Source organism: Cellulosimicrobium cellulans, from assembly GCF_024124905.1.
GTDB lineage: Bacteria > Actinomycetota > Actinomycetes > Actinomycetales > Cellulomonadaceae > Cellulosimicrobium > Cellulosimicrobium cellulans_G.
On record NZ_JAMXST010000007.1, the window covers coordinates 194,123 to 209,280 of the forward strand.

Below are 15,158 nucleotides of genomic sequence, written 5' to 3' on the forward strand. Positions count from 1 at the left end.
CGAGTGGTCGTGACGTGCGCCACACGTGCGTAGACTCACCCCCATCGCTCCGGCAGGGGACCGGCGCGACGGTCGCGCGGTTCGTCAAGGAGGACGGATGCTCACGCTCGGTTCGGAAAGTCTCACCATCGTCACCGTCATCGCGGTGATCGCGCTCGTCGCGCTGGTCTTCGCGTTCGTCCTGCGCAGACAGGTCCTCGCCGCGAACGAGGGCACGGCGAAGATGCAGGACATCGCCCAGGCCGTGCAGGAGGGCGCCGGGGCCTACCTGAGCCGCCAGTTCCGCACGCTCGCGCTGTTCGCGGTGATCGTGTTCGGCCTGCTGTTCCTCCTGCCGGGCGACGGCGGCATCCGCGTGGGGCGCTCGGTCGCGTTCCTCGTCGGTGCCGGGTTCTCGGCGGCGATCGGCTACCTCGGCATGTGGCTCGCGGTGCGTGCCAACGTGCGCGTCGCGTCGGCCGCGACCCGGCCGGGCGGACGCACCGAGGGCGCGCGCATCGCGTTCCGGACGGGCGGCGTCGTCGGCATGTCGGTGGTCGGCCTCGGCCTGCTCGGCGCCGCGGGGGTCGTGCTCGTCTACAAGGGCGACGCCCCGGCCGTGCTCGAGGGCTTCGGCTTCGGCGCCGCGCTGCTCGCGATGTTCATGCGCGTGGGCGGCGGCATCTTCACCAAGGCGGCCGACGTCGGCGCGGACCTGGTCGGCAAGGTCGAGCAGGGCATCCCCGAGGACGACCCGCGCAACGCCGCGACGATCGCGGACAACGTGGGCGACAACGTGGGCGACTGCGCCGGCATGGCCGCCGACCTCTTCGAGTCGTACGCCGTGACGCTCGTCGCGGCGCTCATCCTGGGCAAGGCCGCGATGGGCGAGGAGGGCCTCGTCTTCCCGCTCGTGGTCACCGCGATCGGCGCGCTCGTCGCCGTGCTCGGCGTGTTCATCACGCGCGTCCGCGGCCAGGAGAACGGCCTCAAGGCCATCTACCGCGGCTTCTACCTCTCCGCGCTCATCGGCGCGGTGCTCGCCGCCGTCGCCGCGTTCGTCTACCTGCCCTCGTCGTTCTCGGCGCTCGACGGCACCGCGGACCTCGGCGACCTCTCCGGCCTCGCGGCCGACCCGCGCGTCGTCGCGAGCCTCGCGGTCGTCATCGGCATCGTCCTCGCGGGCATCATCCTGTGGATCACGGGCTACTTCACCGGCACGACGTCGAAGCCGACCCTGCACGTGGCGGCGACCTCGCGCACGGGCGCGGCGACGGTCGTGCTGTCGGGCATCGGGGTCGGGTTCGAGTCCGCGGTGTACACGGCGGGCGTGATCGCCGCCGCGATCTGCGGCCTGTTCCTCCTCGCGGGCGGCTCGGTCTGGCTCGCGCTGTTCCTCGTCGCGCTCGCCGGGTGCGGGCTGCTCACCACGGTCGGCGTCATCGTCGCGATGGACACGTTCGGCCCGGTCTCGGACAACGCGCAGGGCATCTACGAGATGTCGGTCGGTGAGTCGGGCGATGGCGACCCGGAGGCCGCGCAGATCCTCACGGACCTCGACGCGGTCGGGAACACGACGAAGGCCATCACCAAGGGCATCGCCATCACGACGGCGGTGCTCGCGGCGACCGCCCTGTTCGGGTCGTACGCCGACGCCGTGAGCCACGCGATGGCGGACGTCCAGACGGTCGGGAGCGGCCTCGTCACGGCGATGCTCGACTACGAGATCATCTCGCCGATCACGCTCGTGGGCGTGATCCTCGGCGCCGCGACGGTCTTCCTCTTCTCCGGTCTCGCGATCGACGCCGTGACGCGGGCCGCCGGGGCGATCGTCTTCGAGGTGCGCCGCCAGTTCCGCGAGCACCCCGGGATCATGACGTTCCAGGAGCGCCCGGAGTACGGCAAGGTCGTGGACATCTGCACGCGCGACTCGCTGCGCGAGCTCGCGACGCCAGGCCTGCTCGCCGCGTTCGCGCCCATCGCGGTCGGGTTCGGCCTGGGCGTCGGCCCGCTCGCCGGCTTCCTCGCCGGGGCGATCGGCGCGGGCGTCCTCATGGCGGTGTTCCTCGCCAACTCGGGCGGGGCGTGGGACAACGCGAAGAAGATCGTCGAGGACGGCGCCTACGGGGGCAAGGGCTCCGAGGCGCACGCCGCGACCGTCATCGGCGACACCGTCGGCGACCCGTTCAAGGACACGGCCGGCCCGGCGATCAACCCGCTCATCAAGGTCATGAACCTCGTGTCGGTGCTCATCGCCCCCGCGGTGGTGCTCATGAGCGTGCCTGCGGACGCGAACCACGCGCTGCGCATCGGCATCGCCGTGGTCGCGGCGGCGATCGCCTTCGGCGCGGTGATCATGTCCCGCCTGCGCGCGGCGCGGGTCGACCGCGAGGACTCGTCGGTCGAGCCGGAGCGGGTCGCGACCGGCGCCTGACCGGTCGCGGACCAGCGCACGAGGACGCCCGGGCCCGCGCGGCCCGGGCGTCCTGCCGCGCGGAGCCTCTCGCGTGCCCTCGGCCTACGGCCAGGCCTCCCGCCAGGCGTCGTAGAACACGTCGTCGTCGATCCGGGTCGGGTACGTGATCTCCCCGGGCACCGGGTCGGGTCCGGCGGTGAGCTCGACCGCGAAGTCGCCCCCCGCCGTGACCTGGACGGGCGTCCCCGCGGGAACCCGCACGGCGAGCTCGCGCGCGAGCGCCGCCACGTCCTCCTCGGTGAGCGGGGCGTGCTCGCCGAACTCGGCGCTCACCCGGTCGATCGCGGCGAGGCGAGCCAGCGCCGGGACCGCGGCGCCGACGTCCCGCACGTCGGCTGCGGTGAGCGGGCCCGGCGTACGACCGGCCACGACGGTGCGGAAGACCCACGGGCCCGGTTCGCCCGGGCCGGGGACGTCGTCGTTGGCGGCGAGGACCGACCCCAGGACCGCTGCGTCGGGGTCGTCGGCGAGCTCGTCGGCGAGCGCGACGGCAACCTCGACGTCGTCCACGCGGACCTCGAGCCCGTCCTGCGTGACCGTGACCGCGGTGACGTCGGGGCGTGCACCGAGCCGGACCGCGAGGTCGAGCGCCTCCGGCGAGGCGTCGGCGTCGGTGCCCTCGAAGGTCACGTCTCCACCCTGGACGACGAGCGCGCCGGCGATCTCGGGGGCGGTGGACCGGGCGAGGGCCTGCGCGTCGGCGATGCGGGCCGGGTCGACCACGCGCAGCTCGAGGCGCGGGTCCGGGGAGGTCACGAGCCGAGCCTCGGTGACGCCGTACTCGTCGTCGACGGCGCGGAGCGCGTCCAGCGCCGCGCTCGGGTCGTCCCCGGAGGCGACCTCGGCGACGAACGGTCCGGCGGTGACCACGACGTCGGTGCCCTCGAGCGGCTGCAGCTCGTCCCCGGGGAGGGCGAGGTCCGCGACGAGACGGGCGAACCGCTCGGGGTCGTCCAGGTCGACGCTCACCTCGCTCGTGCCGAGCTCGCCGCCGACGACGGCCGGGTCGTCACGGAGCGCGTTCCACGTGTCGAGGACGGCGTCGTTGCGCTCGCGGTCGGGACGGGCGCCGAGCGTCAGGTGCTCGACCTCGAGCGACCCGTCGACGCCGTCGTGCGCGTCGACGTACGCGCCTAGCTCGTGGAACAGCTCGGCCACGCGCTCCGCGGACGTGCCGGGCTCGACGACGAGGGTCCCGTGCGCGGAGCCCGCGAAGGGCAGGTCGTTCGACGCGTCGGTCTCGACCTCGGCCACGTCGGGCGTGCCGCGCCAGTCGTCCTCGAAGCGCTGGGCCTTCGCCGACCCCGCGTTCAGCGCGCACGCCGAGGTGAGGCCGACGACGAGGACGGCGGCGCACGACGTGGCGAGGGTGCGCGGGGCGACGGTCACGGTCGCCGATCGTAGCGGGGGCGGGGCCGGGGCCCAGGCGCTCCGGACGCGGCCTGCCCTCAGCCCTTGACGGTGAACGGCGCGCGCAGCAGCGCGTCGTCGCGGGACGACGGGCCGACGCGGAGCTCGAACTCGCCCGGCTCGACGACCCGGCGGCCCTGGGCGTCGACGAGCGTGCAGTCCGCGACGGGCACCTCGAGGTCGACCGTCACCTGCTCGCCGGGCGCGAGCGCGATCTTGCGGTACGCCTTGAGCTCCTTCTCGGCCCACGTCACCGACGTGACCGTGTCGCTCACGTAGACCTGCACGGTCTCGCGGACGGGCCGTGCGCCGGTGTTGGTCAGCGTGACCTGGGCGCGGACGACGTCGTCGGGGCCGTGCACGGAGCCCAGGACGCGCAGGTCCGCGTAGTCGACCGTCGTGTAGCTCAGGCCCTCCCCGAAGGCGAACGCGGGGCGCTGCGTGAGGTCGGCGTACCGGTCGCCGTGCTGGCCGCGCACCACGTTGTAGTAGGTGGGCTGCTGGCCGGCGTGGCGCGCGAAGGAGATCGGGAGCCGCCCTTCGGGCTCGATCTGCCCGAGCACGAGCTCGGCCACCGCCTGCCCGCCGCGCATGCCGGGGTTCGCGGCCCAGACGATCGCGGCGGCGGCGTGGGCGGACGGCGGGAGGACGAGCGGCTTGGACGCGACGACGACGACCACGACGGGTGTGCCCGTCTCGACGAGCGCGTCGAGCAGCGCGACCTGGCCGCCGACGAGCTCGAGCGTCGCGGTCGACTTGCCCTCGCCGACGAGCTCGATCCGGTCGCCGACGACGGCGACGACGAGGTCCGCGTCGCGCGCCACGGCCACGGCCTCGGCGATCAGCGCGTCGTCGGGCTCGGCCGGTACGACGACCTGCGGGCGTGGCTGCCCGTCGGGGAACAGCTCGCCCTCCGGGTCGGGCTCGAGCGTGAGGATGTCGGCACCGCGCGCGTGCGTGACCGTCCAGCCCTCGGGGACGTGCGCGCGGAAGCCGTCGAGGACGGTCGTCGTCATCTCGCGCGGATGCCCGTCGGGCAGCCAGTCGGCCTGCCCCGACGCTCCGGCCCAGTCCCCGAGCTGCGTGTGGTCGTCGTCCGCGTTCGGCCCGACGACGGCGACCGTGCGCCCGTCCGTGAAGGGGAGCGTGCCGTCGTTCGTCAGCAGGACGAGGGAGCGGCGCGCGACCTCGAGGTTGACGGCCGTGTGCTCCGCCGAGGCGATGACGGCCTCCTGGCGCGCGACGTCGGGGCGTCGCGGGTCCTCGAACAGGCCGAGCCGGAACTTCAGCGTGAGGATGCGGCGGACCGCCGCGTCGATCGCCGACTCCTCGACGAGCCCGCGCGCGACCGCCTCCAGCGCGCCCTCGAAGAACCTCGGCGTCGTCATGACCATGTCGTTGCCCGCGCGGACGGCGGCGGCGGAGGCGTGCACGTAGTCGGGCTGGATGTGCTGCTCCCAGACCATGCGGCCGACGTTGTCCCAGTCGGTGACGAGCGTCCCGGTGTAGCCCCACTCGCCGCGCAGGACGTCGTCGAGCAGCCAGCCGTTGACGGTGACCGGCACGCCGTCCATGGACTGGTAGCCGAGCATGAAGGTCGCGCAGCCCTCGCGGGCGACGCGCTCGAACGGGGGCAGGAACCAGGACCGGAGCTTGCGCGGCGAGATGTCGGCCTCGCTCGCGTCGCGGCCGCCCTGCGTCTCGGAGTAGCCGGCGAAGTGCTTGGCGGTCGCGAGGACCCCGGTCGGGTCCGCGAGACCCTCGCCCTGGTACCCGCGTACCATCGCCGACGCGAGCTCGCCGATGAGGTACGGGTCCTCGCCGAAGGTCTCGTCGACGCGGCCCCAGCGCAGGTCGCGCGCGATGCACAGCACCGGCGAGAACGTCCAGTGGATGCCGGTCGCGGCGACCTCGACGGCCGTGGCGCGGGCGACCTGCTCGACGAGGTCGGGGTCCCACGTGGCCGCCATGCCGAGCTGCGTGGGGAAGATCGTCGCGCCGACCCAGAAGGAGTGGCCGTGGATGCAGTCCTCGGCGACGAGCAGGGGGATGCCGAGCCGGGTCTGCCCGGTGAGCGCGTGGGCCTCGAGCACGTTCTGCGGGGACGTGTGCAGCAGCGACCCCGCGTGCTTGTCCAGGACCGCCGGGCCGACGCCGTCGCGCGCGTCGAGCTGCAGCATCTGCCCGACCTTCTCGGGGAGCGTCATCCGCGCCAGGAGGTCCTCGACGCGGTCGGCCACGGGCAGCGCAGGATCGAGGTAGGGGAGGGTGCTCACGGACGGTCCTTCCACGGCGACGGCGACGGTTCCCGGGTGCGCGTCGAGCGGTCACCGCTCACGCTCGGGAGCCCGGGCGCGGCCACTCTACCGGTAAAACTGAATAACCGGTAAGTAAGTTTGGGTGCTCAGTGCCAGTGGTCCAGGAAGCGCGCGACCGTCTCCGTCGCGTGGTCCAGCACGCGCCCGTCCTCCGCCGCCGCCGCGGACAGCAGCGCCGCGTCGACGACGTGCGCCACCAGGTCGACGTCCGACACGTGCGCGTGCCCCGACGCGTCCAGCACGGTCTGCGCCGCGGCGAGCAGGCGCGGCCGCGACGCGCGCATGATCGGCCGGAGCGCCGGGTCGCGCATCGCCGTCAGCATCGGGTCCAGCCGCACGTCGACCACCGTGTCGTCCACGTGCGGGGCGTACAGCGTCTCGATCAGCTCGCGCGCGGTCGCCGCGCTCGAACGACGTTCCCGCGACAGCGCGTCCGCCCGGTCCTGCGCCGCCGTCGCACGCACGTCCTCCGCGGCCTCGACCGCCGTCGAGACCAGCGACGCGCTCGTCGGGAAGTAGTACGACGCCGAGCCCTGCGGCACGCCCGCCGCGCGCGCCACCCGGCGGTGGGTCACGGCGCCGAAGCCCTCCTCGATGAGCAGGTGCGCCGCCGCCTCCACCATCGCGCGCTGTCGTTGCGCGCTGCGCCCCTGCACCGTGGCGCGCGCCCCGTGCGCCGGGTCGTGGACCGTCCCGGCCCCCGCGTTCCCCCCGTCGTGCCGCGCCGCCCGGTCGATGGTGCCCGCTCCGTCGTCCACGCTGCCATCGTAGTGAGGCCGACACCGCGCGCCCGGAGGCCCGGTACGCCGAGGTAGAGCCCTGGTAGCGCGAGGTAGAGCCCTGGTTGGGCGAGGTAGAGCCGTGGTTTTTGTGTTCGACGGCGTGTGGTCGGGTTGGGTGGGCGGGGTGGGTGGTGGTGCCGCGTCTACCATCCGCCGCTCGTTCCTCGCGGCTCCCGCCAGGCCCGACCACGACGCGGCACCACCACCCACCCCGCCCGGCGTCGTCTCGCCTTGGTCGTCCCTCGCCCGGGCGACCGCCCGCGGTGTCGGTCTCACCAGTCACGTTGCCGCTTCGGCGTCCGGTCGCCGTAGAGCTTTCCCGCGCCGTCCCGGCACCGTCCCTGCGCGGCGCCGCGGGCGCGGGATGTCGGTCGCGGGCGTCCGGCGAGCAGGCGGGGCTGGTTTCGTCCGGGGGGCCGGAGGAATAACCTATACGTGCGTATGGTTATCGACCTCGGGCCGTGAGTGCGGCTCGTGGGAACGAACGAGGAGTGGACAGAGATGGTCGCCGCCGAGGGGCTCGTCATCGACTGGGCGCAGATGCCCACGTACAACACCGTGATGTCCGTCGCCGTCGGCGCCGGGCTGATCCTGCTCGTCATGCTCGGCCGTGAGCTGCTGCGGTCGCCGGGGAAGGTCGTCGTCGAGGGGTGGTCGCTCGCGTTCGGCGTGCTCGGCACGATCCTCACGGCGACGGGGCTGCACATGACGCTCACGTGGCCGCTCGCCGCGGGCGGCTTCCCGTTCGACAACATCATCTTCGGCGAGACGAGCCTCGCGTTCGGCGTGCTGCTCCTCGCCGCCGCGTTCTACCTGTGGACGCGCGGCCGCGCCGCGCTCGAGCGGGCCGACGCCACCGAGCACCTGCAGGCCGTCGCGCGCCCCGTGTCGGTGTTCGTGCTCGGCATGGGCCTCGGGCTCGTCGCCATCGCGATCGCCGGCGTGACGTACCAGCTCTTCGCCGCGCCGCCGGAGGAGCCCATCTCGGGCGCGTTCGCCGCCTACCCGCTCGTCGAGGCGATCTTCATGTCCGGGCTCATCGCGCTCGTCGGCGTCGGCGCGATCCTCTTCCCGTTCGCGGTGCGCTCGGGTCGCCGGGTCGTCCGCGTCGTCATCGGGTGGGCATGGGGCCTGTCCGGCGTCGCGTTCCTGCTGTTCGGCGCCATGAACTTCTTCACCCACATCGGGCTCATCGTCAACACGATGGGCTGACGAGGGCCGCCGTCCAGCGGGCGGGCGGGACCCCGTGGGCCAGGACGGCTCGCGGGGTTCGCCTCGCGCGCGCGAGGCGTCATCATAGGGGCCATGCAATCACCGGTGCGCGCCGTGGCTCACGCCGCGGTCCTCGCCGTCGTCGCCGGGCTGTGCCTGGCCGTCGTCGCGAGCGGCGCGTTCGACGTCGTGTCGTTGCCCGACGCCGCCCCGGCCGCGGTGCCCTCGCCTCCCGCCGCGTCGGAGGGCGGGGACGTCGCCCCGGTGGACGACGGCGGCGCCGACGACGCTCCGGTGACCACGCCCGACGACGAGGCGGCCGAACCGGGGGACGAGGCCGAGGGCACGACGGCGGACCCTGCCGCCGCGACCGCCGTCGACCCGGTCTGCCGGGACGCGGAGGTCGCGTGGGGCGCCGCCGCCAAGGCGCAGGTGAACCTCACCGTCGAGCACCCCGAGGCGCTCGTCGAGGGGTTCACGACGGCCCGCGACACCCTCGCCGGGGCCTCGCCGCCCGACGAGATCGCGCGCGACTGGGCCGTCGTGACGACCTATCTCACGATGATCGCCGACGAGGTCGAGGCGACCGGAGCGCGCGACACAGGTGAGCTGTCCCGGGCGATCGACCGCGTCGGGCGCCGCATCGACACGGGCGCCCTCACGTCGTCGTCCCGGGCGGTCACCGACTACTTCCGTGCGGGCTGCACCCGCTGATCGAGGGCAGGCAGGTCTTTCACCCCGTGGCGCTCGCCACATGGGGAGCGGTCCCCACCTCGGCGGTTTGGGGGCGCGCGAGGCGCCGCCATGGGAAACCATGGGGCACATGCGCAACCGACTGACGATCACGAAGACCACGACCGCCCTCGCGACGAGCGCCCTTCTCGTGCTCGGCCTCGCCGCCTGCGGCGGCTCGGGCGACGACGCGAGCACCGACTCCGAGACGACCGCGTCGGAGGAGACCACCCCGGCCGAGGACGAGTCCTCGGAGTCGGAGGACACCACGGAGGAGGAGACCGGCGACGCCGAGGCCTCGGGCGACTTCTGCACCGCCTACCAGACGCTCCTCGACGCCCAGAGCACGCTCGGGTCGATCGACACCAGCGACCCGGCCGGCGCCGTCACCGAGTTCGAGACGTTCACCGCGTCCCTCGAGGCGGCTGAGGCCCCCGCCGAGATCAGCGGTGACTGGGACACGGTCACGGGCGTGTTCCGCCAGCTCACCGACACGCTCGAGACCGCCGTGGACGACCCGGCCAGCGCCGACCTGTCGTCCATCACGTCGCTCATGACCGACGAGTCGTTCCAGACCTCCGCGCAGAACGTCGCGGTGTACGGCACGCAGAACTGCTGACGCCCCTGCTCCCTCCGGACCCCGGCCCGCCTCGGCGCGCCGGGGTCCGGCGCGTCCGGGGCCGGACCGGACGCCCCGCGCGCGGATCCGCCAGGATGGACCCATGCCTCCTGCCGACGCCGCCCCTGCCTCCTCCGCGCCCGCCCGGCCGGACGCCGTCGTGAGCCCGCCCCCGCCGGGCGCGGGCCTGGCCCCGGCGGAGCTCGCGGAGGCCGCGACGACGCTGCGCGCGGACCTCGCGGCGGCAGGCTTCACGGTCGACGGCGTCGAGCGGGTGCTCGGCCCGGTCGCCTCGGCCGCGCTGCACCGCGAGCAGGCCGTGCCCGCGCGGCGCGCGCTGCGGGGACGCGAGGGCGACCCCACGGCCGCGCTCGCCGCGCTGTTCCTCCTGGGCGACGACGTCCCGCGTGCCGCGGTCGACGCCGCCCTGGGGCGCACGGGGGTCGACGGCGCCCGGCGGCTCGGGCTGGTCGAGGCCGCGGGCGCGGCGGACGACGACGCCGTGCGCGCACTCGTGGACCTGCGGCCCTACGCGGCGTCGGACGCGGCGGGCCCGGTGACGTGGTGGCTCTCCTCGGACCTGGGCGAGCTCGCGACGGGTCGCCGGCTCGCGGCCGACCATGTGCTGGGCGCGGGCGGGGCGTCCCTGACGCTCGCGCAGGTGACGGTCCGCACCCCGGTCGGACGCGTGCTCGACCTCGGGACGGGCTGCGGGATCCAGGCCCTGCACGCCGCGCGGCACGCGCGGTCGGTCGTCGGCACCGACATCTCGCGGCGAGCCCTCGGGTTCGCGGCGTTCAACACGGCGTTCAACACGGCGTTCAACGTGCCGTTCGGCACGGGTGCGGCCGGGGCCACGGGGCGTGGCGCGGCGATCGAGCTCCGCGAGGGGTCGATGCTCGAGCCCGTCACGGGCGAGCGGTTCGACCTCGTCGTGTCGAACCCGCCGTTCGTCATCACACCCCGCGCGGGCGGCGCCGGCGCGCTGCCCGAGTACGAGTACCGCGACGGCGGGCGCGCGGGCGACGACGTCGTGCGCGACCTCGTGACGGGCGTCGCCGCGGTCCTCGCGCCGGGCGGCGTGGCCCAGCTCCTCGGCAACTGGGAGCACCGCCGCGGCGTCCCGTGGGACGAGCGCGTCGGGGAGTGGCTCGACGAGGCGGGGCTGGACGGCTGGGTGGTCCAGCGCGAGGTGCAGGACCCGGCCGAGTACGCGGAGACGTGGATCCGCGACGGCGGGACGACGCCGGAGCGCGAGCCCGGGGCCTGGGCCGCCGCCTACGCCGCGTGGCTCGACGACTTCGCGGCCCGCGACGTGGAGGCCGTCGGGTTCGGGATCGTGACGCTGCGGCGCCCGCTCGACGGCGCCCGCCCCACCTTGCGCCGGCTCGAGGAACGCACGGGGCCGGTCCGCCAGCCCCTCGGCGGTCACCTCGCGGCGGCGCTGGCGGCGCACGACTGGCTCACGGCGCGCGACGACGCCGCGCTCGCGAGCGCGCGCCTCGCCGTAGCGCCCGACGTGACCGAGGAGCGGTTCCACACGCCGGGCGCTGCTGACCCGACGGTCGTCCTGCTGCGTCAGGGCGACGGCTTCGGGCGGGCCGTCCAGGCGTCGACGGGGCTCGCGGCGCTCGTCGGGGCGAGCGACGGCGAGCTCGCCGTCGGGCAGCTCGTCGGGGCGATCGCCGCGCTCTTCGAGGTGCCGGCGGACGACCTCGCGGGCGAGCTGCTGCCGAGCGTGCGAGGCCTCGTGGGCGACGGGTTCCTGGTGCCGGTCGGCTGACACCCGGGTCCGGCGACGTTCGCGGTCGCGAGACGGGCGCGACAGGCGAGACAGGGCGGGCCCGCACCGATACGTTCGGGTGGCATGGACCTCGAGGTGCGGCACCTGCGCATGATCGTGGTGGTGGCCGAGTCGGGCAGCGTGACCAAGGCGGCGGCGTCGCTCGGCCTCGCGCAGCCCGCCCTCACCGCCCAGCTCAACCGGATCGACCGCACCCTGGGCGGGTGCGTGTTCACGCGCGACCGCCTGGGCGCGCGCCCGACCGAGCTCGGCGAGCTCGTGCTGCGGCACGCGCGCGTCGTGCTGCCCGCGATGGCGGCGCTCGTCGACGACGCGCGGCGGCACGTCTCCGACCGGTCGACGGCGGGTTCCGTCCGCGTGGGGACGGTGAGCTCCGCGATCGGCGGGCTGTTCGCGAGCCGCCTGCACGCGGCGCTGCCCGGCGCGCTCGGGGTGGACGACCTCCTCATCACCACGGCGACGTCGTGGTCCGTCGAGGAGACGGCGGAGCGGCTGGCCGGCGGGACGCTCGACGTCGCGCTGGTCGGGATGTGCGGCGACGCGGCCCCGCCCGCGGACGGGGGCCTCGTCTGGACGGCGGTGTCGACGGACCCCGTCTTCGTGCTCGTCGACGAGTACCACCCGGTCGCGGCGCGGGACGCCGTCGGGCTGGGCGAGCTGGCCGACGCGCTGTGGCTCACGGCCCCGGGGAGCGGGTGCTTCGAGCGGTGCTTCGTGAGCGCGTGCGTGCGGGCGGGGTTCACGCCGCGGGCGATGGGGGAGTCGGACCGGACGTCGTGCATCGACCAGGTGCGCGGCGGGCACGCGGTCGCGCTCGTCCAGCCCGTGCTGCTCGACGCGCCCGGCGTGCGGACGGTCGCGCTCGACGGCGCCCCGCTGCGCTGGACGCACCACGTGGGCTGGCGCCGCGACGCGGCCGAGCGTCTGCCGGTCGACGCGATCGCGCGCGCCGCCGCGGGGGCGCACCGCGACGCGGTGCAGCGGTCGCCGCACTACCGGCGCTGGCGTGCCGAGCACCCGGTGGAGATCGCGTAGGGGCGAGCCCGCACATAGCGCCCGCGTATGACCTGATCGCGATCTGGGCGTGGGCTGGACGTCTCCCTAGCGTGACCTTCGACCGGGCCACCCGGGCCCGGCGAAGGGAATGGACGACATGACACGACCACTCCGCAGGAGGATCGCCGCGGTCACCGCCGCCGCGACGCTCCTGACGGGCGCGGCCGCGACGCACGCCGTCGCGGGCACGCCCGCCCCCGAGGACCAGCGCGCGACGGTGCGCGCGGTCCCCAAGACGACCCCCGGCCTGGAGCGTGCGCTGCAGCGCGACCTGGGCCTCAGCGCGCGGGACGCACGGACGCGTCTCGCCTTCCAGTCCGACGCGGCGGGCACCGAGGCGGCGCTCGAGCGTCGTCTGGGCGCCGACTTCGCGGGCGCCTGGGTCGACGACTCCGCGAACGTCCTCTACGTCGGCGTCACCGACGCCGCCGACGCCCGTGCGGTGCGGGCCGAGGGCGCCACCGCCGTGACCGTGGACCACACGCTCGCGGACCTCGAGTCCTGGCGCGCGACCCTCGACGGCGCGCTCGCCGACGACCCGGCGGCGCTGCCGGGCTGGTACGTCGACGTGACGCGCAACCGCGTCGTCGTCTCCGTCCGCGAGGGTGGCGAGTCGGACGTCGCCGCGCAGGTCGCGGCGGCGGGCGTGCCCGCGGACGCGGTGGCGTACGAGGAGACGGCCGAGGTGCCCCGGCCGCTGATCGACGTCGTCGGCGGCAACGCCTACACGATCGGTGGCGGCACGCGGTGCTCCGTCGGGTTCGCGGTCCAGGGCGGGTTCGTCACCGCCGGGCACTGCGGCTCGGTCGGCGCGCGCACGTCGGGCCCCGCCGGCACGTTCCGCGGGTCGAGCTTCCCCGGCAACGACTACGCCTGGGTCCAGGTCGACGCGGGCAACACGCCGGTCGGCGCGGTGAACAACTACGCCGGCGGCCGCGTGGCCGTGGCCGGGGCGACGCAGGCACCGGTCGGCGCGTCGGTGTGCCGGTCGGGCTCGACCACCGGCTGGCACTGCGGGACGGTCCTGGCGTACAACGCCTCGGTCACGTACGCGCAGGGCACCATCACCGGCCTCATCCGCACGAACGTGTGCGCCGAGCCGGGCGACTCCGGCGGCTCGCTGCTCGCGGGCAACCAGGCGCAGGGCGTCACCTCCGGCGGGTCCGGCAACTGCAGCACCGGCGGTACGACCTACTTCCAGCCCGTCGGGGAGATCCTCTCCGCGTACGGGCTCACGCTCGTCACGAGCGACGGCGGGGGCGGCGACCCCGAGCCCCCGACCGGCTGCGCCGGCTACGCCCGGACGTACACCGGCACGCTCTCCGCCGGGGCGACGGCCGTCCAGCCGAACGGGTCGTACTACACGGCCGCGACCGCGGGCGCCCACCGCGGCTGCGTCACCGGCCCGGCCGGCAGCGACTACGACCTGTACCTGCAGCAGTGGAACGGCTACTCGTGGGCGACGGTCGCGCAGTCCACGTCGCCGGGGGCGAACGAGTCCCTGACGTACGACGGCGCGGCGGGCTACTATCGGTTCGTCGTGCACGCCTACGCGGGCTCGGGCGCCTACTCGCTGGCCACGACAACCCCCTGAGCCCCTGACCGTCTGACCCGTCCGCGTCGAGCACGAGGTTGCTGTCGTTCCCGTCCTCTTTCCGGGAGCAACCTCGTGCTCGACGGCGTGCAGGGACGTGTTCGGCGTGGCTCGCCGCATGCCGGGGTCCCGTCAGGCCAGCAGCGCCGGGCCGTACTTGAGCACCACGAGGATCGCGAGACCCACGAGCCACGCCGCCACCAGGTAGCCGAAGGCCCCCGAGCGCACGAACCCGAGCAGCCGTGCCTGCGCGGCCCGCGGCAGGTACAGGTTGTCCTCCAGGACGTTCCAGTGCAGGAGCGAAGCGAAGACGAGCGTGGTCGAGACCGTGATGAGCAGGCACCACGGGCACAGCGCGCCGATGACGAACATCGACTGGGAGAAGAGCCAGTAGGCGAACACGACGCCGAGGAAGTAGACGCATTGCGCGGCGAAGAGGAACCAGCGGGGGAACCGCGTCCCGCCCAGCGCCGCGACCGCCGTCGTGATGACGATGGGCTCCGCGATCAGGCCGAGGAACGCGTTGGGGAAGCCGAACACCTGCGCCTGCCACGACTGGGCGACCGTCCCGCACGACAGCACGGTGTTGACGTCGCACGCGAGCGTGGCGGTGGGGTTGGCGGCCAGGAGCACGGCGTCGTACGACAGCACGAACGCCGCGGTGAGGCTGAGCAGGCCGAACAGCAGCATCTCGCCGAACAGGACGCCGCGGGAGTGGGTCCAGCCGGTGGGGCGGGCGAACGGGTCGAACGCCGCGTCCTGCGCACCCCCCGGGCCCGACGGCGTCCGGCCCGGGCGCGGTTCGTCCGTCAGGGCGGTGGTCGTTCCGGTCACGGGCGGTCCTCGGGTCCGCGGGGCCCCGCCGGGTCGGGGGACGCCCCGGCGGGCGGGCAGAAGGTGGCGCCGGCCGGCAGGGTGGGCGCGCTGCCGGCTCGGCGCCGCACCCAGGTTACGAACCCCGCACCCGCCGCCGACAGGGACCATGGTCCCGGATCCTGGCCGCCGAACCCGCCGAACCCGCCCCGCCACCGGTCGAACACGACATGAGTGATGTCGAGGGGCCGAGAGCGACCGCCGTGTCGTGCTCGACGGGGCGTCGTGTCGTTCTCGGCCGAGGTGTGCGACGACGGTGGGTCGTCACGGCGGTAGGGGCGTCCCCGCCTAAGATCTGGGGGC

The 15,158-nt window shown here is 74.7% G+C and carries 11 protein-coding genes; 7 read left to right on the top strand and 4 right to left on the bottom strand.

All coding sequences use genetic code 11. The annotated features are described in order from the left end of the window. Window positions 1-97 precede the first annotated feature (97 nt). Window positions 98-2,413, top strand: a complete 2,316-nt coding sequence (locus NHH00_RS20095; RefSeq protein ID WP_253055290.1) for a sodium-translocating pyrophosphatase — start codon at window positions 98-100, stop codon at window positions 2,411-2,413. A gap of 84 nt (window positions 2,414-2,497) precedes the next feature. Here the strand turns inward: NHH00_RS20095 and NHH00_RS20100 are convergent, their stop codons facing one another. From NHH00_RS20100 to NHH00_RS20110, 3 genes are all read right to left on the bottom strand, one after another. Continuing rightward, window positions 2,498-3,844, bottom strand: a complete 1,347-nt coding sequence (locus NHH00_RS20100) for a hypothetical protein (protein ID WP_253055291.1) — start codon at window positions 3,842-3,844, stop codon at window positions 2,498-2,500. A gap of 59 nt (window positions 3,845-3,903) precedes the next feature. Then, window positions 3,904-6,141: an exo-beta-d-1,3/1,6-glucosidase gene (locus NHH00_RS20105; RefSeq protein ID WP_253055292.1), complete on the bottom strand. Its 2,238-nt coding sequence runs from the start codon at window positions 6,139-6,141 to the stop codon at window positions 3,904-3,906. Window positions 6,142-6,269: 128 nt separating this feature from the next. Beyond that, entirely contained in the window at window positions 6,270-6,941 is a 672-nt protein-coding gene (locus NHH00_RS20110) for a TetR/AcrR family transcriptional regulator (RefSeq protein ID WP_253055293.1), read from the bottom strand. Window positions 6,942-7,466: 525 nt separating this feature from the next. On the opposite strand from NHH00_RS20110, the gene NHH00_RS20115 reads away from it, so the two are divergent. The 6 genes from NHH00_RS20115 (at window position 7,467) to NHH00_RS20140 (ending at window position 13,982) form a co-directional block, all read left to right on the top strand. Next, on the top strand, window positions 7,467-8,177 hold the full coding sequence (locus NHH00_RS20115) for a DUF981 family protein (RefSeq protein ID WP_253055294.1): 711 nt from the start codon (window positions 7,467-7,469) through the stop codon (window positions 8,175-8,177). Between the two features lie 93 nt (window positions 8,178-8,270). Then, window positions 8,271-8,891, top strand: coding sequence for a hypothetical protein (locus tag NHH00_RS20120; RefSeq protein ID WP_253055295.1), 621 nt, complete (start codon window positions 8,271-8,273; stop codon window positions 8,889-8,891). A 109-nt stretch (window positions 8,892-9,000) separates the two neighbouring features. After that, window positions 9,001-9,528, top strand: coding sequence for a hypothetical protein (locus NHH00_RS20125; protein WP_253055296.1), 528 nt, complete (start codon window positions 9,001-9,003; stop codon window positions 9,526-9,528). Window positions 9,529-9,631: 103 nt separating this feature from the next. Then, window positions 9,632-11,311: a DUF7059 domain-containing protein gene (locus NHH00_RS20130; protein WP_253055297.1), complete on the top strand. Its 1,680-nt coding sequence runs from the start codon at window positions 9,632-9,634 to the stop codon at window positions 11,309-11,311. Between the two features lie 84 nt (window positions 11,312-11,395). Continuing rightward, complete coding sequence (locus NHH00_RS20135) at window positions 11,396-12,367, top strand: LysR family transcriptional regulator (protein WP_253055298.1); 972 nt, start codon at window positions 11,396-11,398, stop codon at window positions 12,365-12,367. Between the two features lie 118 nt (window positions 12,368-12,485). Beyond that, the gene (locus tag NHH00_RS20140) at window positions 12,486-13,982 is read left to right on the top strand and encodes a S1 family peptidase (RefSeq protein WP_253055299.1); all 1,497 of its coding nucleotides are present in this window, start codon (window positions 12,486-12,488) and stop codon (window positions 13,980-13,982) included. Window positions 13,983-14,114: 132 nt separating this feature from the next. Here NHH00_RS20140 and NHH00_RS20145 read toward each other — a convergent pair whose 3' ends face one another. Beyond that, window positions 14,115-14,816 carry a vitamin K epoxide reductase family protein gene (locus tag NHH00_RS20145; protein ID WP_253055300.1) on the bottom strand — a complete coding sequence of 234 codons (702 nt, stop codon included), beginning with the start codon at window positions 14,814-14,816 and terminating at the stop codon, window positions 14,115-14,117. Between the last annotated feature and the right edge of the window lie 342 nt (window positions 14,817-15,158).

What these genes read in the sequence shown, in the direction of transcription:
- NHH00_RS20135 (WP_253055298.1), top strand. Translation starts at nt 11,396, where the DNA reads ATGGACCTCGAGGTGCGGCACCTGCGCATGATCGTGGTGGTGGCCGAG.
- NHH00_RS20095 (WP_253055290.1), top strand. Translation starts at nt 98, where the DNA reads ATGCTCACGCTCGGTTCGGAAAGTCTCACCATCGTCACCGTCATCGCG.
- NHH00_RS20120 (WP_253055295.1), top strand. Translation starts at nt 8,271, where the DNA reads ATGCAATCACCGGTGCGCGCCGTGGCTCACGCCGCGGTCCTCGCCGTC.
- NHH00_RS20115 (WP_253055294.1), top strand. Translation starts at nt 7,467, where the DNA reads ATGGTCGCCGCCGAGGGGCTCGTCATCGACTGGGCGCAGATGCCCACG.
- NHH00_RS20130 (WP_253055297.1), top strand. Translation starts at nt 9,632, where the DNA reads ATGCCTCCTGCCGACGCCGCCCCTGCCTCCTCCGCGCCCGCCCGGCCG.
- NHH00_RS20140 (WP_253055299.1), top strand. Translation starts at nt 12,486, where the DNA reads ATGACACGACCACTCCGCAGGAGGATCGCCGCGGTCACCGCCGCCGCG.
- NHH00_RS20125 (WP_253055296.1), top strand. Translation starts at nt 9,001, where the DNA reads ATGCGCAACCGACTGACGATCACGAAGACCACGACCGCCCTCGCGACG.